The organism is Chondrinema litorale, from assembly GCF_026250525.1.
In the GTDB taxonomy this organism is placed as follows: domain Bacteria; phylum Bacteroidota; class Bacteroidia; order Cytophagales; family Flammeovirgaceae; genus Chondrinema; species Chondrinema litorale.
The window spans coordinates 1,289,606-1,308,477 of sequence record NZ_CP111043.1; the positions used below are offsets into that span (position 1 = coordinate 1,289,606).

Genomic DNA, 18,872 nt, shown 5'->3' on the forward strand with positions numbered 1-18,872 from the left:
ATTTTTTTTACGTAATCATTTCAAAAATTCTTGACGCAATTTGACCAAGGTCGGTAAAATAATTATAATATTTTCTTAAATAAGAAATATTTTATCTAACCACCTCACGTAAATCATTTACAAAAACTATATTCTGGAGGGCTAGCGGCAGCATTTTCTGTTGCATAAATAGTATGTGTTTGAAAGTGAATGCCATTTCTTACTTTTTCTAAAAACTCATAAACCGGTTCTTGTAACTGAAAAAAGTGTTTGCCGGCAATTTCGTGTTTACCTCCACAATAACTAATCAGATCAACATCTCCATTTAAATCTACATGTCTTTTGTAAACAGAATAAGAACCAAAAAGCATAAGCCAGCCAGAAGCATTAGTTTCGCAGTAGTGGTGAGCAGCAGTACCATAAGGCACTACCGGATCGCTATTGCCATGAAAAAACAAACTCGGTATTTGGCTTTCTTCGGTAATCAGGTTAATGTCCATCATAGCACCTGCACCAGAAATTAAACCTGCATATTTAAAATTTTCTGGCAAAGGTTTATCGTACATTTTCATTGTATTATAATCCCAGTAGTTTGCATGGAGCACCGTTTCAGCCCCAGCACTACTACCCGCAATAAATACGTCTTCCGGATTAATTTTATATTTCTCTGCATTATCTAAGAAAAAACCTGTAGCCAACCAAAGCTGGTTAGCTGCAATTTGTATCGCTTTTACTTTCTCTGTGAGAATGCCCCCACAACTAAAGTTTTTGCCCTTCATATATAATGTATAAGTGATTGATGCCACTGCATAACCTTTAGGCGCTAAAAATTTACCTAAACTGTGGCCACCACCTCTGTTGCCACCAGAAAAACCACCACCATGCACAAAAATTACCAGTGGAATTTTTTCTGCTGTTGAATTTTCTGGGAGAAATAAATCGAGTTCGAGTTTGGTGCTATCGTCTTGATAATAGGTAAGTGTTTCGAAAGACTGGGCTTGAGTAATAAGTACAAATAAGTGAATAATAAAACTGGTAAGAATAACTCTTTTCATATTTATAGTTTCTAGCTAATAGTGAAATAGCAATTTAATGGCTAGAAGTCAAAATCGCACAATTTCTTCCCTCAAAGCAGTACAGCGTATACCAGAAAAAGCTTTAAAAGCTTCAAAAAATTAGTTGATACGCCAAGGCGGATTTTTTCTATTATCGCCACCATAAAAAAGAATAATCTGATTTTTATCTGGATCTTTTAGCCTTGCCTCTCTCCATAACCATCTCTGGTCAGTTGGTAAGCTCTCAAATTCAATACCTTGGGCTTTTAGCTTGTCTACTGTCTCATCTAGGTTTTCGCATTCAAAATAAACATAAATGCCCTCGCCTTGTGGCAATTTTTCTACCTGATGAATAGAGAATGTAGCCTCACCATCCAGACACTCAAATCGGGCGTAATGCGGGAGTGCTTCTACTATCAGTTTTAAACCCAGCTTCTCGTAAAAAGGCACAGAAACCGTTAAATCTAGCGATGGTACAGTAATTTGGTTGAGGTTCATACTAATAAATTTTATACCTTAAAAGGGTAAAGTTATTAACCGACTTATAAAATTTTTACTATTAATTCTAAGTTTATTGATAAAAGACTAAAGCATCTATCTTTAAAATAAACAACAAAAATTAAAATGGCATTCGGCGTTTCACCTAAACATATAGAAGAATTTAATTTAAAAGGATTACCAATACATCACTTTTTGGTTCTCGCAACTGAAACAGCCAAGAACCTTGAATGGGATATTAGCCATATAAGTGAAAAAGGTTTTATAGCTTATACAAGTAATTCTCTTAGCTCTTGGGAAGAAGAAATCGCAATAAAGATAGAAGATGAAGCAATAAAGATTAAGAGCGAATGTACTGGTAATCAGTTTACAGATTGGGGCAGAAACAAAAAAAATATAGAAGATTTTTTTGCAGCTTTTGAAGAAATAGAATTAAACTTTACAGAAGAAGAATTTGAAGAAAGATACCTAGAACTAAGCCAAAACTTTGCAACAACAGAAGAAGATCTTCTTAGAGAATCTCCTTTGAGTAATAAAGAAAAGGTATCTGGTTTCATTTCCATTTTTAAACCCACCGAAGGTTATTACGTCACGCCAATTTTAATAATCCTCAATGTATCAATTTTCATTCTGATGCTACTTGCAGGCGTTCACATATTAACGCCTGAAAGCCAAGATTTAATTAACTGGGGAGCTAACTTTAAGCCATATACACTAGATGGAGGTTGGTTAAGATTACTTACCTCATGTTTTTTACATGCAGGTATACTTCACCTTTTATTAAATATGTATGCACTATTATATATAGGAGTCCTTTTAGAACCTCTATTGGGGAAAAGTAGGTTTTTATCTGCTTATCTCATTTCTGGTATTGCAGCAAGTTTGGCAAGTCTATGGTGGAATGATTTAACAGTAAGCGTAGGAGCATCAGGGGCAATTTTTGGCATGTATGGAGTTTTGCTCGCTTTATTATTAAATAATATTATTGGCAGCGCCGTAAAAAAAGCCATGCTAACTAGTATTTCTTTTTTTATAGGCTACAACATCCTTTATGGAATAAGAACAGACAGTGGGATAGATAATGCAGCTCACATTGGTGGACTCTTAAGCGGAGTAGTTATTGGATATGCTTTAATTCCAAGTCTAAAAAATTATAACAATACCTCTTATAAATATTCGACTATTGGTGGATTGTCTGCCTTGCTACTAGGCATTTCATTTGTTATGTATAGTACTCTGCCCAACGACATTGGTAAATACAACAAAGAAATGCAAAGATTCGCTTCAATGGAAGCAATGGCTATTGAAGTACTTCAACTACCTCAAAATATAGCAAAAGAAGAAGCTTTAAAAGAAATAAAAGACAAAGGCATTTACTACTGGAACGAGAACCTCAAACTTATAAACAACCTCATAGAATTAGATTTGCCTGAAGTAATTCAAGAACGAAACAAGATTCTGAGAGAGTATTGTGAAATTAGAATCAAGAGCTATCAATTAATTTATAAAGGCCTTGAAGAAGAAACAGATATTTATCAGAATGAAATTTTACAGTATAATGCTCAAATTGAAAATATCATAAACAGTCTAAATAGCCCACAATAGAATATCTGCATTCTTTCTAATCAAAACAAACTTACAATACTAAATATAAGATCATATGGATAATTTTATGATTGCATTTGTGGCAATGTTAGCCACTGTGTTTTTCTCTAGACTAATAAATGAAAAGGCAAATAAAAAGCTCGATCCGGATAAAAAACTTCTTCTAATCGACTTATTTTCAGATAGTAGAAGCTGGTCTAAGGTGCAATTTTCGCAATTGTAATACTCTTTTTTTTAAGCTTAAAATTTAAGCTCTTACCTAATGTTTGGATTAACATCATCTATTTCACATCATTATTAATTTACTTCGTGATTATGACCAGACATACTCACAAAAAACTTAAGCGAAATGACTTCCCTGATGATTATATAAAGTCATATATCTTTTCGATTTCTGTGCGACTAATTGGACTCGTTATCTTTGTTTCTCGAATCAATTTTTAAGTTGTTAATACTATCAACATAACCAATGAAAACACAAAAATTCGGACAAGATAGAATAAATGATGTTCGTAAGAGACTCTCAACTTTGAGTGATGAAGATTACGATTATGAGATTTTTGATTTCTTAAGTGACAAAGAAAATCTTGATGAAAAGTTGAGTGTACTACAATTGGAAATAATGGCTACCTACATACTTGAATATGAAGTTAACAATGGAGGTTTCGATCAGTTTTTTCTAAACAATGAAGATAAATATATTGATGCTGCTATAAATGGTTTGAAGAAAATTGAAGCTGTTGAATTTACTAGCCTTGCAGAAAAAGCTAAGGAAATATATCTAAGTAATATTAATCAAGCTATAATTGGTAGAAACCATGAATTTGATGTATTAGATGATAGTTTTTACGATTTACCATCTTACCGTACTCAAAGAATCGCATTCACTAAAAAGCATTTAGATGAAATTCTGATCGATAATTAGACTTGCCCTCCTCCCTATTCAAAACTAACTTAGCTGCTGCAAAATTAAAGACCTATACCAAAACCAGCAGCATGAATTACCAATCGATACTGGCACAAAATATTGAGCTAATCAAGCAAGCAGCTCCTGACCATAAATCGACCAAAGACAAAGTACATAGAGAATGGGCAAGCATTATCAGAAATGATATTTCTTTTATGGCTTTGACTTATCAATACTTGGTAGCCAATCTGGCAAACTTCGAAAAAAAATCTACCACTGAGCAAATAGACCTGTACAAGTACTTACTGGTTTTGGCGAGCTTCTCTCCACAATACAACCTGCTTTCTAAAATCGACCATATTCTCAGCCAATACAATGAGCCGATTTGTAAGTCTATCGAGCGCTTATTAGATGTGGCTGATTTTCAGATTATTGAAAGCAACAAAATTATTCATACTGGAACACTTGGCGATTTTATCTCATTAATCTTCGAGTTGTACTATACACACACTTCGAGTGAAAGTATTTGCAGGGAAAAAATAGCTCCATACATTCTACCTCTTTGTAAAAACTTCAATACAAATAATACCTATCTGGCTCATTTACTTCCGTATCATCCAGAAGCTATTTACACGACAACTCAACTTTTACTGCTTTACATTGAGCAAAAAAATGACAGTATTTTGTTCCAAAGTATTTGCTACGATATGCTGGGAGAATATGCTAAAAGAGAAGATTTTATACATAAAAATGCTCCAAAAATCTTTACTGAGTTATTTAAGCTTAAACAAGATTGGTCGAGTGAAGACATCAGTTTTTTAATTGATAAAGGTATTTTAGCTGCTTTCGGAATCAACCTTGCCAGTAAAGAAGCGCAACTCGAAGCACTCACCGAAAGAATTGCAATTCTTAAAGCCAAAGAATTACATAAAGGAGTAAAACACTATAAAGAACAAAAGCAGAAAATTGAAGCAAACTACGAAGGCATCCAACAAAAAAAATGGAATGGTGCTGTTCGCTCCATTGCTGTAAAAAAGCCAATTACCAAAGCTTTAGAAGTAGCAATTAAAGCCTTTGCTCAACATCAACAAATAAGTGTTTTAAGTGCATTATTCAATGATAGCATCGAGTTTAAAAACAAGCCAAAACTCTATAGTTTCCATAAAAACCCAAAAGTTATTTTTAAAGATTTTGCATTTAAACTATGGGTGATAGAAGAGCTGATGTACAAGCAAGAATTACTCAAACCAAAGTTTGATGTGCGGGAGTTTGCCAAAGAATACGACAAAAGGCAAATAGACGTCGAGCACGATGGTTATAGCATTATTCCAGAGGTACAGAAGTATTTTAAGCAATTAGATATTCCTCTGGAGTTACTCAACCAAGTGAAAGAACTCGGCATAGATGATGGTATTTTTGGAGGTTCAGATGTATACAATCAGTTATGGCCTTACTACGATCCCGGTTGTGGTGATGAGCTTTTACCGATCTCCAACAAAGCAGTGGATGATCTTGCATTGTTACCCAATTTAAAAAAGATTATAGGCTTGGAACTATCCAACCCCGGAAAAAAACTGGTAAAAGTCCTTAAAGAAAAAGGTATTGAACTAGAAGAAGTTGATAAATAGAAATCAAAATGAATAATCAACTCAAAGAAAGGCTTTTTAAGTTTTTACAAACCTGTGATAACTACAGAGGCAGAAAGATTATTATTAAAGAATTTATTACGACCAATAAAGATAATTACAACAGACATTTTACTACCTTTTCTGAATTGGAGTTTACGTTGCAAAGTTGTGGTGCGAGAATAAGTGGTGGAAGAGCCATGTTTTTAGGTGATAAATTGTCTTATGAAATCGCCATTGACATAATTGTTGATTTAATAGAAATAGATGAGCTCAATTTTGAGTTGGTCGAAAAATATAGCGAATCGGTTTATAGAAAATCTGAACTCAGGTTTGAGTAAACATTAAAAAGCCTAAAAAACAGTAATTTCGAGACATAATAAACTTTACAAAATTCACTTCTGTTAATTATTACACACTTTCGCTACATTTGAATTTTGCAAATCGTATCTCTCTGATGAAAAACATTAAAGTAACCTCACTCGAAGAATTTTACAAAGAAGCTGTCAACTTCACTGGTAAAGATTTAGAACAAATTCTACCTCCGGGAATCAATAAAGAAATTGGGCACTTTAATATATTCGACATTGCAGAAACCATACAATCTGTAAAGCAAAAGGCAGAGATGCCATACAACCGCAGAGCTTATTATAAAATCAGTTTGATCAGAGGGAAAAACAGGGCAGAATATGCCGATAAGGTAATGCAAGTGCAAAAAAACGCTTTGCTTTTTGCTACGCCCAAAGTACCTTACCACTGGGTTGCTGAAGATGAAAACCAAGCTGGCTGCTTTTGTGTATTCACAGAAGAGTTTATGATAAAGAATAAAAGTGGCGTGGTGCTAGATGAGTTACCAATCTTTAAATCAGGCAGTTACCCCGTATTTGAGATTAGTAATGAGCTGGCAGAAGAGCTGAATCACATCTTCAAAAAAATAAAAAAAGAGATAGCATCTGACTATGAATTTAAATATGATATGCTGCGAAATTATGTAGTAGAACTCATCCATTACGGACAAAAGCTACAGCCAGTTACCGCTGCTCATGCAAGCCAAAATGCTTCTTCGCGCATCTTATCACTGTTTATAGAATTGCTAGAAAGACAGTTTCCGATAGAATCTCCCGCACAAAAACTAAAACTAAGATCGGCAAAAGAGTATGCAGAGCGCCTTGCCATCCATGTAAACCATCTGAATAAAGTCTTAAAAGAAAGCACTGGCAAAACCACTACAGAGATTATTACCAGTAGAATAGTACAAGAAGCTAAAATACTTCTAAGGCAAACCGACTGGAATATCTCAGAGATTGCTTTTAGTCTGGGCTTCGAAGAAGTTGCCCATTTCTCTAACTTCTTTAAAAAGCAGACTACTTTTACTCCTATAACATTCCGCGCATAAGCCACTTATTTGAATTTTGCAAAGCATGGATTGATGTTCGCAAACAGCTAGGCTAATTTTAGCTCATCTTTGTTGTATCAAATTTTAAAACCAAACAAATTAAAAGATGGCAACAACAGAAAATAAAATAGCTTTAGTAACTGGCGGCAGTCGTGGTTTAGGTAGAGATATGGCAATTAACCTTGCTAAAAAAGGAATTGACGTAGTGTTGACTTACAACAGCAACCAGCAAAAAGCAGAAGAAGTAGTAGCAGAAATTAAAGCTTTAAGGCAAAATGCAATTGCATTTCAATTGAACACTGGTGATGTAAAAGCTTTCGATGAGTTTATTAGTAATGTAACTACACACTTAAAAGAGAATACTGGCAGCCCTAATTTCGATTTCTTGATTAATAATGCGGGTACTGCGCTTTACGCACCTTTTGCAGAAACTACAGAAGAGCAATTAGATAACATTGTGAATATCCACTACAAAGGTGTGTTTTTCTTAACACAAAAAGCTTTGCCTTATATGAATGAAGGTGGTAGAATAATCAATATATCTTCTGGTTTAGCAAGGTTCTCTTTACCGGGTTCATCAGCTTATGGAGCAATGAAAGGCGCTATTGAAGTACTTACCAGATACCTCGCCAAGGAATTAGGTTCACGCGGAATTGCTGCCAATGTAGTAGCTCCGGGAGCAATCGAAACAGATTTTGGAAACGGAAATATAAGAGATAATAAAGAAGCCAACGCCATGGTAGCTAACATGACAGCACTTGGCCGTGCTGGTTTGCCAGAAGATATTGGTGGCGTAGTAGCATTCTTATGTAGCGAAGAAGCCCGCTGGATAAACGGACAAAGAATTGAAGTTTCTGGTGGAATGAATTTATAATTATCCACTCAACAAAGATTTACCATAACGGTTTGGGCATTGCTCGAACCGTTTTTTTGTTTTATTCGAACATGAATAACAAACCACCCTACAGCCTTTCCCTAAAGAGAAGTTACATCAACAAACCAAAAGCTAAAAAGTTTATTAACATCTTCATTTTAACATTAAAAAGTGGTAACTTTTGATGAAATTAATTTACCGCTATTTTGACACTATTAACATGAAACATTTGAAGGAAAATATACTCTTAATTTTAACCTCAGGAATACTTTTTATTGGATTACTTTTTCTATTTAACAAGTATGTTTTTGATAAAGAACTAACTACAATAGATATGGCATTTCAAGCTGCTTTTTATGCAATAATGTTCCCTATTGTATTATACTTCTTTACAGATAAGAAAGAAAATGCTTGATTGGTAGGAGCTTTCTACCTCTAGCTAATCAATTTGAAAGATTAATCCGCCACCAAGGTAAGCACCTTGCATATCGCCATTTATTTGAATAAAACCAGTTAATTTTCTTCTGGTATAGTATAAGCATTTGCCTAATACAAAAGTTTTGTCTCTACCTCCATAGCTTTCCCAATAACCAATTGCACCATTTTTCAGCTTATATACAACTTCCCACGTCAAACTAAAATTAACATATAGCTTTCTTGGATTGAAATTTATCACATTAAAATCTTCTTTGCTATAGCTAGTTCCATACTTTTTATAAACATCTTTTCTAAAGTAATAATAGTCGCCACCTTCATACATCATACTAAACTTTCCACCTATTATCCGCCAATCTACCCTGTTGAATGGAATATTTAAATTAAGCTCTCCTGTTACTCCTCCACCAAAAAAGTTTTTAGATCCACCATTAAACTCACCAACCGCATTGGCATCATACACTCCACCATGCACAATTGCACTGTAAGCAGCATTTATATTTTTACCTGTATAACTCTTGATATACGATAACTCTCCCAACTGTATACTGCTAAATTCAATAGGATTTACCTCCGTAGGTTCATCTTCTAAAGTATGGTAATAGCTACCTTGCAAATAAGTACCTTTTGCTCTTTCACCTCGATACACTGGCTTGGGTAATACACTAGACTCTGTCACAAAATTACCCGCTCCATAATAGTAAGTTCTAGTACAACTTACTAAAACTAATAGCATAAAAAATGGTATAAGATATTTCATAGCTGATAATTAAATATTCATCCTACTGCATTAGGTTTTAATTAGCGCTACTTCACCTGTTCGATTGTTAAATACCATTTGCTGCACGGTAATACCCATTTTTATATTCTCATCACTTAAAACCTGAATGCATTCTCTAAAACTCAGGTCCTGCTCACTGCTTAGTAGCAAAGTAGCTCTATCGAACCTACCACAAGAAGTACTTTGCAGAATACTATCGTCTGTTTCGTTGTTTTGCAGCTTTTTATAATCGTTGGTAACTACTATATAGCCTTTGCCCGACTCAGGTACTCTGGTTGCAAACCGGCTTGGCGTTCTTTCGATTACTGCCATTTCTCCTACATTAACTCCAGAAAGTAAGAGCAGACAGTCACTCACAATTATGGTTGCTTCTAGCTGCCTTTTTGCTTCATTAAAAGACTCAGCACTATCTAAAACATCTCGCAGTAAAAATGAGATTGGCATTGCTACTTCTGGTGAATCGTTGCTCAATACCGCATTTAATGTTACCGAAAACTTACCGGGTTTTGTACCAGACAGAGCACCTACAAAGCCTGCCCAGCCTACCGTCTTGTAAACTGTTTTACCACCTCGCTGAAAGTTAAAAATTTTAGAATGGGTAGATAATAAATTGTTTTCGGTATGCCAGTCTAAATTTCTAGCATGCACAACCGTATCTGCATTGTTAAAAGCAAAAGCGGTACAGCCAAAATAAAACTTAAGTACATCGTAATACAAATTGGCAATTAGTATCTGGTCTGCGGAGTATTTAGAAATTGAAGCAATAAAATCAATTTCTTCTAGGTAAGATGTGGGGATTAATTGCTGTTTGTACAAACCGATAATGTCGAAAATGCTTGTTTCACCAGCAAGATCACTCAAATAACATTCGATTAGCTCATCAATCTCAGCGGCGTGATTCTTTAAAAAAGCCCATCTTTCGCTAGCAGGTAAATCGAGATTTACAATATATTCTTTTTCCATATTCGATAGCTGATTAATGTATCAAGAGTTTTATGAAATAAATTCCACAAACCCTTAAACACCCTAAATATGGTTAAAAATAAGCTTTTTTGATAATTTTATAACCTTCTATTTCCTGATTTAATAAGTGAAATCTGCGATTAAAGCTTTTAAAAGGCATTTTATTAACCTCAGCTCTTTTTATGCTTATCCATTAAGTTGATATTATGCATCACACCCAACCATAAAACATTATAGCTATTGTAGTTTGATACATTACTTGTACTCACCAACTGATGCATATAAGTAAAATACACCGATAGATTTTTAGAAAAACTCATAGATGGCCCCACTATAATTCTATTCTTATCAAACACATTGGTTACCACTTCTTTGCCTGCATTGAGAAAAATCTCGTCTCCGATCTTAAGCGAAAGCCTTTTACTAGGATTATCCTCAGAAAAATTTACCAAGGGAATTTTAAACATAATTCTGTATCGGAAGCGGAAATTAAAACTGGTTTCATCATCTAACAACTCTGTTTGATTCACCAACTTTCGAAAGCGATGCTCTAACCTAAACCGATGGACTGTTCCTACTTTGCCATAAGCAATTTTAGCACTCACTTCTTGATATGGCCGCAATTCAATTTTATTCATGCACTCAGAATTATAGAAACCCAAATTGGCTACACCTAAAACAAATTTCACCTGTGGATTAAGGTTATAACCGATACCTGTTCTGAGAATATACATGGATTTTGATTGCAGGCGATCTTCTAAAAACAAACCACCATCTGACAACCAACTCCATCTTTCTGAAAACCTGATATTGTTAAAATATTGGAACCACTGCTGATGATAAGTTTCTATAGTTTTAACCTGAGCCAAACTAGAAAAGCTAAGAAACAGCAACATAAAAGCTATAGGTAGTTTTATGTAAGCCTGATGTTTCGGTGTATTTTCTGGTGGTAAATTGATGAGTGTCATTGTCATAATTTTGGAGCTGAGTTGCATCGATTAACCAAATCGCATCATTATGACGAAAAATAGAATACACCTATTCTTTTATAGATAGTCTGGGGTAATTGAGGTGAGTTAATTCTACTCAAAGATTTTTTAAAGAAATGCCCACCTTTAACAAGCAGGCATTTCCATATTAATAGTATATTCTTTTTCCAAATGTGATAGCTGATTTGATATGGAAAAAGTAACTGTGGAAATAAGATTTTTAAATGATTTATGATGTTAAAATAACTGTTTAATATCAGGTTTTGAAAACATCACTATCATTAAATCTCATCAAAAATGTTGGTTTTCATCTGGTCCTGGATCGGCGTACGCAGGGTCTATTGCCCGAATGTAAATTTCTCCATTTTCCAGCACCTTCACATCAAGCGGCACTATGGTAGTTCCTCTTTGGTTAATGGTTTGAGCAGTTTCAGATAAATCTTTGCTTTCTACTCCATCCCTATCCACAGGAGGAATATCGCCATTAAAAAATGCTGTACACCACCATTTACCATCACGTGTTTGGAATGGCGTTCCATGTCCCAAGAAGCGACCAACAAATTTTCTTGGTCCATATTTACCTGTAATTTCATCAGCCACACAATAGTACAAATTGTAAGAACCTTTGCGCATTTTATCTGTAGACCAAGCGGTTCCAAATGAAACATACTTGCCACCTATTTTGCGCATAGTTGCTCCTTCGTGACCAATTCGGGTAATGGTTTCTCCTTGCTTTTGCGGGTTTTGTCTTTCGCTAGCAGGCTCGATATAGTAAGGCTCTGTAGCCAATCCACTAAAATCGTCTTTAATCTTAGCAATATAGGTATTGCCCCAAAGTGCATACCAAGTGCCATCGTCGTCTTTAAACAAAGAAGGATCGTGTTTTTCGTCGAAAGCCTCGCCCATAGGGTGTTTCCAAGGGCCTTTTACTTTAGCTCCTTTTGTAAAAGCCAAACTGCTCACCGCTGCCGGGCAATGTACCAAAGCCCATTTGTCTTTTACCCAGTGAATTTCGGGAGCCCAAATCACCTCTTCTTTAATCTCGTTCTTATCTTTTTTGTACTGATAAGAATCTTTTATTGTGAATGGCGTGCCCAGATATTCCCAATCGATTAAGTCTTTGCTTCGCCAAAGCTGAACTTTTGAACCAACGATGCTTCCTTTAAAAAGCCCTTTGTTGTAAGGATCAGTTTTTTCTTTTGGATCACCGGGGTTGGGTGTGGTACCAGTTAAATAGTAATAATCATCTGGCCCTAAGATAATGTAAGGGTCTCGTATCCAATGATCTTTAAGAAACAGTGCCTTGTCGTGAGACTTGAGACCTGCTTCAATTTCGGCTCGGGTGTTTACCGAAGCCACCGCTGCAAAAGCAACTTTTGCGGTTTGTTCTTGTGCATACGCTCCCTGTAAACACAAGGCAATAAGCACAGTGAAAATAATTGTTTTCATTTTTCTAGTAAATTAAGCTGTTAAAAATTTGTCTATTCAGACTGCGATTAAGTTAGCAAAATTTCGAACTTTTTAAAAATGTAGCCACTTTACACCAAATTCGTACAGCTCAATTACTAGCATCAGTTTTTTACTGGTAAACCCAATAAGTACAATTTTTTAGACTTGCCTTTTATTACACCTTTTTCCCAAGTATAGTCCTCAGAATGAAGCCCTTCTAGCAAAACATCCATATCTTCTAATGTGTAAGTGCGACTGTTAGAAACAGCTCCATCCCAAGCAATAAAAATAGGCAGAAGTGGAATGAGGTAGGTAAAAACGATTTGCTTCCAATTCATCGGGCGAACCATGGGAGTTATAAACAAAGTAGTAATAATATTTATCGGGATGGGTAACCACCACAGCCAAACCGGCGGAAAACTATTGTCGCTAATCTCAAACACACATATTGGTTGTCGGGCATCTTTGGCATCTTTTAAAATGCTTTTTGCCAGATCGGGTTTCATATGGTGCATGCTACAAATCATGGTTCTAATACCTTTATATTTTTCAGGTAAGTTTGTAGCATCGATGGGTTCTGTGAGGTAGGTAATGTCACTATCTCTTTGGCTGTTTATTTCTGTTGCAACATCTGTATTGGGGTACAAATCACTCAAATTCAGGCTAAGATCAGTTACTCCATGTTTCTCTTTTAGAATTTGAACTACCTCAGGCATTGGCCCGCCACCGCCAGAACACATATCTATTATTTTAGGAGATTCACTATAGGGCAGTGTTTTGGCAATAAGTGAAGCCAATTCATCTGCCGAACCTAAAAGTTTATGAATGGCTACAATGTAGCGGGTCATGAGCATTCTGAGCCAATTGGGGAACCAAGACTGATCTTCAAATTCAAAAAGGTGTATTCTTTTCATTTCCAGAGAGGTAAAAAAATATATTAGCTAATGAGAGGTTTGATACAATCAATAAAAAACACTTTCTAGTAAGAATCTGATTTCTTAGAAATTGAAGTATTCTTTTTGTCCTTTTGACTTGATTCAAAAGAACGAAAAAATCAAGACTGTGGACAAATTCGCTAAATTTCCTCCATGATCACTAAAAAATCTGAAACAGCAGCGGCTGACGCTCACTTCGTTCAAACACCAGAATTTTTCACGTAATCATTTCAAAAATTCTTAACGCAATTTGACCAAGGTCACCCATTTAAGAAAATCATTTAGTGATATCAATTTATATCTAAAACATCACACTAAATATAAAAAATCCGGAAGTTTAATTTTAGAATTTTGACTTTATCTTAATTAACTCTCCTAACATTTTTGTGCGTGTTACATGCGATTGTAAGCCTAGTTTTTCTGCAATGCTCACAATTGCTAGATTTAAAGAATCAATCTCTGTTTCGCGATGATTGTTGATGTCTTGTAAGGTAGAAATTAACTGACCATCAGAACTTTTACTGATAAATAACAAGCGTTCTTCTATTTTTTCTTGCGACAAGTTTATATTAGATGCTTTGGCTATTTGCAGACACTCTACTATAACTTCTTTAGCCAGCTGCAAAACATCATTATCTCGCTGAAAAATACCATTATCCACATTTAACAATGGACATATAGAATTAAAAACACAGTTAATAATTGTTTTTTGCCATGCTATTTTTTGAATGTTATCTACATCAGTAAAAGCAAAATTAGTTGTAGAAATCGCCTGTACAAGTTGTTGTAAATCTGTTTTTTTACTTTTTACACTACCTACTGTAGAAGCTGCTACTGGTTTATAACTGATTTCTGTTTCACTCAAACTCTCACTGGTAGCAAACAAAACACATCGATACAATTCTGGAAAGTCAGCATCAATAAAAGCTGCTTCAACCCCTAAGCCATTTTGCAAAATTACAAGTGGCGAACTACCAGTTTTGCCTTTTAATTTTTGAGCCATTGCCTCATTGCCATAGGCTTTTGTAGCCACTAAAATAATTCCGTCTAGCGCATCTACAAGGCTTAATGAGATAGACTTCACTTTTACTGGAGGAAGTTCTTCGCCTTTATAGCGGCAATTTATAAGCGTGGTGGTTTCCGGAATATCGTCTTGGCTTGCTCTAAGCAAAACCACGTTTTTTTCTGCTAAAATGAGATTTACTGCAAGAGCCTTCCCGATTGCTCCAGCACCAAGAATGTAAATTGGGGTATTCATGCCGGTAAGTAGTTAAATTTATCTTAAAAAATGATAGTCGAAATAGTCACTATATTAATGACACGCTATAGGAAGTTTTGGTTCGGTAGTTTTAAAATGAAGTCATTAATGAATTAAACATCCTAATTTTAAGCATAAAAAAGTTGACTTTATGTAAATTATACTTTACATTTAGTATTGTATACTTAACTTTTTTAACATGAAATATCAATTCCCCCTTACTTGGTTTAGAGGAAGCTTCTATTTAGGAATAGTTTTCTCAGTTTTTGCAATTTCTGCTATGATCTACGAATATTTTAATAATGATGAATGGAATATTCAAAGCCTTAATGGTCATCTAGCTTATGGTTTGCTATTTATATATTTTTCGGGTAAACCCATGGTAGATGAGCGTATCCGTTATTTAAAATTTAAAGGACTCACTACCGGATTTGTGATCTCATTTATTCTGGTAAATATCTTTAACTACTTATATACCTACCCTGATGGTAACCAGCAAAATGCTATTTCTTCCTATCTTTTTGCCTTAATTTGCCTCATTATCTCATTTGTGTGTTTTTATGTATTGAAACTGAAGGATGAAAAACCTGATTAAAGTAGAGAGAGCTAGAAATAATTTATCACAAGCAAGTCTTGCCGAAAAAGTAAACGTAACACGACAAACAATTCACGCTATTGAAAAAGGTAGATTTGTCCCTTCAACCATGCTAGCATTAAAAATATCAGTAGTCTTAAATATTAAAGTAGATGAACTTTTCGAGTTAGAAGAGTCTGATTGGGAATGAGTACTTTCAATAAAAGTTAGAGTTAATATTCCAATTCCTCATCAGTAAGCTTAATCCCTAGAAAGTATTTCTTGAGCCATTCTTTCTCGCTGCCAAGGTAAAAGTTTTCTTCGTCGTTGTATATTGCTATAAAACCACCAGAGTTCATACTAAAATCGTAAGACTTGCCGCTCTTCATTTCTAGCTCGCCTTTAATATCACATGGGTAGTAATCGAATCGGTAGTGTATGTCTGAGGGATGTTGCCACTTCATGGCATCTAACACTTTGGAGAAGGTAAGTTCATCGGGATAATGCCAATCTATACAACCAGTAAAACCCTCATTATCAAATATGTAATCGTCTACATCTACATCTGTAACTGAGTCGGCAAGAAAATCTATTGCCCAGAGGCTGTCTTGGCTAACGTATACTTCTTCTGGTATAGAATCGGACTGAGTGCCATTTAGATTCTCCAAATCGGCAAAATTGTCTGGAGATTTTTTGATTTCTGAACAAGCAAAAGCTGCAATTAGTAAAAAGGGGAAAATAAATTTATTCATTTGTCTGGTAATAACTAAGCTGGTATTTCTGCATCTGATTTTTTCAACTTAGGCCATAATTGGATAGTTCCAATGAGGTAAAGTGAACCAAATACGATGCAAATTAAAGAGCTAACGATCATAAATACCATTTTATCTGCCAGTTCCTGAAAGTATACATGGTCTGCAAAGAGCACAAGGGGGATTCCAGCCAAACCACGCAAAAGGTAAATAGCCGAAATTGTGAGCAAACCGACCTTTAATAGTGGTAAAGGTTTTATTAAACCTGCTCCAGAAAAACCATACATTGCCCAAATGGCAAATACTATTGTAATAAATGAGGTAACTATTACCGGATACCATGCATTTTGCTCAGAAAGTTGCGCCATCTCCTCACCTGCCCCAAAAAATCGATACCAGTCTGCACCACCAATAATAATGGCAATATGCATAATTGAAACAAGCGCACTACAAACTCCTCCTAAAAACAAAAAGCTATCTCTAATCTTCATAACTGTTTACTTTTCCCATAACAACTTGCCGGTGTGATTTACCCCATTCGGCTAACTCTCCAATCACTTTTTCAATCGTTTTGCCATGTTCGGTGATGTTGTATTCTACAGTTGGAGGAAAAGTATCTTTTACTGTTCGCTTAATCAACTTATTTTCTTCGAGCTGTTTGAGCTCTTTAGAGAGAATTTTGTCGGTTATGGTCTGTAAGTCTCTGGATATTTGTTTAAACCGCTTTGTTTCGTTTAGAAGTGATATTAGAATTAATATTTTCCACTTGCCACTCAATACCTCTAAGGCATCGCGTACAGGCATTAAAACCACTTGGCAAGTTGCAAAATTACGCTCTTTGGGAAAATCTTTTTGTTCACACATAATGAATTCGCTTGTATACTTTCCTAAAGGATAGCACTATCCTTTAGGATATTAATATCTTTTGAATAGTAAATATGCATAGGTTTGCATTGAATAAAAAATGATTCTGACATGAACGCAAAAAAAATTACCTACTGGATAAGTACCGGCATAGTAACACTAATGATGCTTTTTAGTGCATTTATGTACTTAAGCAGTGAAGAGATGGTAGCGAACTTTCAACACCTTGGTTTTCCACAATATTTTAGAGTAGAGCTGGCAATTGCCAAGTTTATTGGTGCTGCCATACTTATAATCCCGATGATTCCAGCAAAGTTTAAAGAATGGGCTTATGCAGGTTTCGCAATCGTTTTTATCTCAGCAGCTACAGCGCATATTGCTAGCGGAGATGGCATTGCCGGAGGAATTGCACCAATTATTTTTCTAATAATACTAATTGTTTCTTATTCTACTAAACAAGAGGCTGTATCAGCTAGTTAATATTATATTGGGGTGGCATTGTTTTAATAGATATTGTACTCTATCACAATTAGTCCCGGACAGTGTTGCCCTAATTTTTTATTTTTTCTGTTGATACTCCTCCAAAGTAATCTCATAGTAAGCCTGTATACATCCGTATTGGAAACAATGGTGAATGTAGGTCATCCCGATTTTTTCCATTACTCTGCGAGAAGCCATGTTTTCTGGATGCGCCGATGAAACCAGTTTTTTTAATCCCATAATTTCAAACCCGTATTTCAATAAACCAAAAGAAGCTTCGGTAGCATAACCTTTATTCCAATGCTCTTTTAGCATTCGGTAGCCTATTTCTATCTCGGGAGTATCGTCGTAATAAACCAGACCACTGGCACCAATAAAAGTATTCGTTTCTTTGAGTACAGTTGCCCAAATACCCAAACCGGGTTTTCTGGTATAGTGAGAAATTAGCATTTCCAGTTCTTGTTTCATTTGCTCCTTGTTTCTCACTGAGCCATCTCCCACGTATTTCATAATTTCTGGGTCACTGTTCATTCTGAAAAGGTCATCAAAATCAGCAGGTACAATATGGCGAAGCTGTAATCTATCGGTTTCTAACACTAGCATAATTACTCTATTTCTATTCTCAACTAAGCTAGTAAACTTGCCAAAAAACCACTATTAATCCATTAGTAAAAATTAAATTTTCTCTGCAATTACTGTCTGAAATCTACTTACAGGCTCGTTATAGCTAATTTTAAAGCCATGTTTTTGTAGCAAAGCAGCAACTTCTGTAGGAACAATTTTCACTTTTTGGTAGGTACTTACTTTTTGCTGCCAACCTTCTGGTGTTTTTTCGTAAAGTAAATCTGTTACTTGTACTTTATCTGGCAAATACTCCAAAATACAAGTGAGAATTCTATGCGCATCACTTTTTACTGGAATAAACCTTTGCACACCTTGCAGCTCAAAAGTATAATCTCTAAAAGAAAGTAAGAGTTTTCCTCCACTAGCTAATATTTTTGCACAATCTGCTATCAAGGTTTCAATTTCGCTTTTATTAGCTAAATGCATAAGAGTATCTCCCCAGCATACAATGAGTGCGGGTTGTAAATCGGCAAAATTATTTACTGCTTTTATATCTCCTTCAACAATGTTTACTGGTAATTCTTTGGTGTGTTCTTTAAGCTCTTTCAGCAACTGGCTGTTAAAGTCTATAGCTGTTACCTTGTAACCTAGCTTTGCCAGTGCCACTGTTTGTATTCCATGCCCTGCACCCAAATCAATTGCTTTGTTATTTTGGCTTGGCAACAATGTATGGGCTTTAAGAAACTCTTTAAAAGCTTCCTTTTGTGCATTAAAATCGCCAGCCATCCACGAATAAAAATTTCCCAGATGTTTATCGTAATGTTCTTTTGCTGTCATAAAAATGAAATATTAAAAAATCATATTCTTAATATACAGTAATTCACAACAG

The 18,872-nt window shown here is 35.2% G+C and carries 24 protein-coding genes; 11 read left to right on the top strand and 13 right to left on the bottom strand.

Translation table 11 applies throughout. From position 1 onward, the window contains the following. Window positions 1–113 precede the first annotated feature (113 nt). Together OQ292_RS05355 and OQ292_RS05360 are read right to left on the bottom strand one after the other, a co-directional pair. Window positions 114–1,034, bottom strand: coding sequence for a hypothetical protein (locus OQ292_RS05355; RefSeq protein ID WP_284685026.1), 921 nt, complete (start codon window positions 1,032–1,034; stop codon window positions 114–116). A gap of 120 nt (window positions 1,035–1,154) precedes the next feature. Then, on the bottom strand, window positions 1,155–1,532 hold the full coding sequence (locus OQ292_RS05360) for a VOC family protein (protein WP_284685027.1): 378 nt from the start codon (window positions 1,530–1,532) through the stop codon (window positions 1,155–1,157). Between the two features lie 126 nt (window positions 1,533–1,658). Between OQ292_RS05360 and OQ292_RS05365 the strand changes: the two genes are divergently transcribed. The 8 genes from OQ292_RS05365 to OQ292_RS05400 all read left to right on the top strand — a co-directional run bounded on the left by OQ292_RS05365 (window position 1,659) and on the right by OQ292_RS05400 (window position 8,354). Further along, window positions 1,659–3,137, top strand: a complete 1,479-nt coding sequence (locus OQ292_RS05365) for a rhomboid family intramembrane serine protease (protein ID WP_284685028.1) — start codon at window positions 1,659–1,661, stop codon at window positions 3,135–3,137. Between the two features lie 55 nt (window positions 3,138–3,192). After that, a complete protein-coding gene (locus OQ292_RS05370) occupies window positions 3,193–3,360 on the top strand; it encodes a hypothetical protein (RefSeq protein WP_284685029.1) in 168 nt (55 codons plus the stop codon). A 246-nt stretch (window positions 3,361–3,606) separates the two neighbouring features. Further along, window positions 3,607–4,062 carry a DMP19 family protein gene (locus tag OQ292_RS05375; protein ID WP_284685030.1) on the top strand — a complete coding sequence of 152 codons (456 nt, stop codon included), beginning with the start codon at window positions 3,607–3,609 and terminating at the stop codon, window positions 4,060–4,062. 71 nt (window positions 4,063–4,133) lie between these two features. Beyond that, window positions 4,134–5,672 (top strand): DUF6892 domain-containing protein, encoded by a 1,539-nt coding sequence (locus OQ292_RS05380; RefSeq protein WP_284685031.1) that lies wholly within the window; start codon window positions 4,134–4,136, stop codon window positions 5,670–5,672. 8 nt (window positions 5,673–5,680) lie between these two features. Beyond that, window positions 5,681–6,010 (top strand): hypothetical protein, encoded by a 330-nt coding sequence (locus tag OQ292_RS05385; protein ID WP_284685032.1) that lies wholly within the window; start codon window positions 5,681–5,683, stop codon window positions 6,008–6,010. Window positions 6,011–6,126: 116 nt separating this feature from the next. Further along, window positions 6,127–7,065 carry a helix-turn-helix domain-containing protein gene (locus OQ292_RS05390; protein ID WP_348970606.1) on the top strand — a complete coding sequence of 313 codons (939 nt, stop codon included), beginning with the start codon at window positions 6,127–6,129 and terminating at the stop codon, window positions 7,063–7,065. A 106-nt stretch (window positions 7,066–7,171) separates the two neighbouring features. Beyond that, window positions 7,172–7,939 carry an SDR family NAD(P)-dependent oxidoreductase gene (locus OQ292_RS05395; protein ID WP_284685033.1) on the top strand — a complete coding sequence of 256 codons (768 nt, stop codon included), beginning with the start codon at window positions 7,172–7,174 and terminating at the stop codon, window positions 7,937–7,939. 220 nt (window positions 7,940–8,159) lie between these two features. Further along, complete coding sequence (locus OQ292_RS05400) at window positions 8,160–8,354, top strand: hypothetical protein (protein ID WP_284685034.1); 195 nt, start codon at window positions 8,160–8,162, stop codon at window positions 8,352–8,354. 24 nt (window positions 8,355–8,378) lie between these two features. Here OQ292_RS05400 and OQ292_RS05405 read toward each other — a convergent pair whose 3' ends face one another. The 6 genes from OQ292_RS05405 to OQ292_RS05430 all read right to left on the bottom strand — a co-directional run bounded on the left by OQ292_RS05405 (window position 8,379) and on the right by OQ292_RS05430 (window position 14,749). Next, on the bottom strand, window positions 8,379–9,134 hold the full coding sequence (locus OQ292_RS05405) for a hypothetical protein (RefSeq protein ID WP_284685035.1): 756 nt from the start codon (window positions 9,132–9,134) through the stop codon (window positions 8,379–8,381). A gap of 30 nt (window positions 9,135–9,164) precedes the next feature. Beyond that, entirely contained in the window at window positions 9,165–10,118 is a 954-nt protein-coding gene (locus OQ292_RS05410) for a C45 family autoproteolytic acyltransferase/hydrolase (protein ID WP_284685036.1), read from the bottom strand. Between the two features lie 170 nt (window positions 10,119–10,288). After that, entirely contained in the window at window positions 10,289–11,092 is an 804-nt protein-coding gene (locus OQ292_RS05415; protein ID WP_284685037.1) for a DUF2490 domain-containing protein, read from the bottom strand. A gap of 306 nt (window positions 11,093–11,398) precedes the next feature. Continuing rightward, complete coding sequence (locus OQ292_RS05420) at window positions 11,399–12,556, bottom strand: family 43 glycosylhydrolase (RefSeq protein WP_284685038.1); 1,158 nt, start codon at window positions 12,554–12,556, stop codon at window positions 11,399–11,401. Window positions 12,557–12,678: 122 nt separating this feature from the next. Continuing rightward, complete coding sequence (locus OQ292_RS05425; RefSeq protein WP_284685039.1) at window positions 12,679–13,470, bottom strand: hypothetical protein; 792 nt, start codon at window positions 13,468–13,470, stop codon at window positions 12,679–12,681. Between the two features lie 364 nt (window positions 13,471–13,834). Continuing rightward, window positions 13,835–14,749, bottom strand: coding sequence for a ketopantoate reductase family protein (locus OQ292_RS05430; protein ID WP_284685040.1), 915 nt, complete (start codon window positions 14,747–14,749; stop codon window positions 13,835–13,837). Between the two features lie 199 nt (window positions 14,750–14,948). On the opposite strand from OQ292_RS05430, the gene OQ292_RS05435 reads away from it, so the two are divergent. Both OQ292_RS05435 and OQ292_RS05440 read left to right on the top strand, forming a co-directional pair. Further along, window positions 14,949–15,344, top strand: a complete 396-nt coding sequence (locus tag OQ292_RS05435; protein ID WP_284685041.1) for a hypothetical protein — start codon at window positions 14,949–14,951, stop codon at window positions 15,342–15,344. Further along, window positions 15,328–15,534 carry a helix-turn-helix transcriptional regulator gene (locus tag OQ292_RS05440; RefSeq protein ID WP_284685042.1) on the top strand — a complete coding sequence of 69 codons (207 nt, stop codon included), beginning with the start codon at window positions 15,328–15,330 and terminating at the stop codon, window positions 15,532–15,534. The genes OQ292_RS05435 and OQ292_RS05440 overlap by 17 nt, the downstream gene beginning before the upstream one ends. A gap of 22 nt (window positions 15,535–15,556) precedes the next feature. Here OQ292_RS05440 and OQ292_RS05445 read toward each other — a convergent pair whose 3' ends face one another. From OQ292_RS05445 to OQ292_RS05455, 3 genes are read right to left on the bottom strand one after another with little or no spacing between them, the layout of a single operon-like run. Beyond that, window positions 15,557–16,075: a hypothetical protein gene (locus OQ292_RS05445; RefSeq protein WP_284685043.1), complete on the bottom strand. Its 519-nt coding sequence runs from the start codon at window positions 16,073–16,075 to the stop codon at window positions 15,557–15,559. Between the two features lie 14 nt (window positions 16,076–16,089). Continuing rightward, window positions 16,090–16,566 (bottom strand): hypothetical protein, encoded by a 477-nt coding sequence (locus OQ292_RS05450; RefSeq protein WP_284685044.1) that lies wholly within the window; start codon window positions 16,564–16,566, stop codon window positions 16,090–16,092. After that, window positions 16,556–16,939, bottom strand: coding sequence for a winged helix-turn-helix transcriptional regulator (locus OQ292_RS05455; RefSeq protein ID WP_284685045.1), 384 nt, complete (start codon window positions 16,937–16,939; stop codon window positions 16,556–16,558). The genes OQ292_RS05450 and OQ292_RS05455 overlap by 11 nt, the downstream gene beginning before the upstream one ends. 111 nt (window positions 16,940–17,050) lie before the next feature. On the opposite strand from OQ292_RS05455, the gene OQ292_RS05460 reads away from it, so the two are divergent. Continuing rightward, the gene (locus tag OQ292_RS05460; protein ID WP_284685046.1) at window positions 17,051–17,419 is read left to right on the top strand and encodes a DoxX family protein; all 369 of its coding nucleotides are present in this window, start codon (window positions 17,051–17,053) and stop codon (window positions 17,417–17,419) included. A 78-nt stretch (window positions 17,420–17,497) separates the two neighbouring features. Here OQ292_RS05460 and OQ292_RS05465 read toward each other — a convergent pair whose 3' ends face one another. Further along, window positions 17,498–18,022, bottom strand: a complete 525-nt coding sequence (locus OQ292_RS05465) for a GNAT family N-acetyltransferase (protein WP_284685047.1) — start codon at window positions 18,020–18,022, stop codon at window positions 17,498–17,500. 72 nt (window positions 18,023–18,094) lie between these two features. Then, on the bottom strand, window positions 18,095–18,820 hold the full coding sequence (locus tag OQ292_RS05470; RefSeq protein WP_284685048.1) for a class I SAM-dependent methyltransferase: 726 nt from the start codon (window positions 18,818–18,820) through the stop codon (window positions 18,095–18,097). Between the last annotated feature and the right edge of the window lie 52 nt (window positions 18,821–18,872).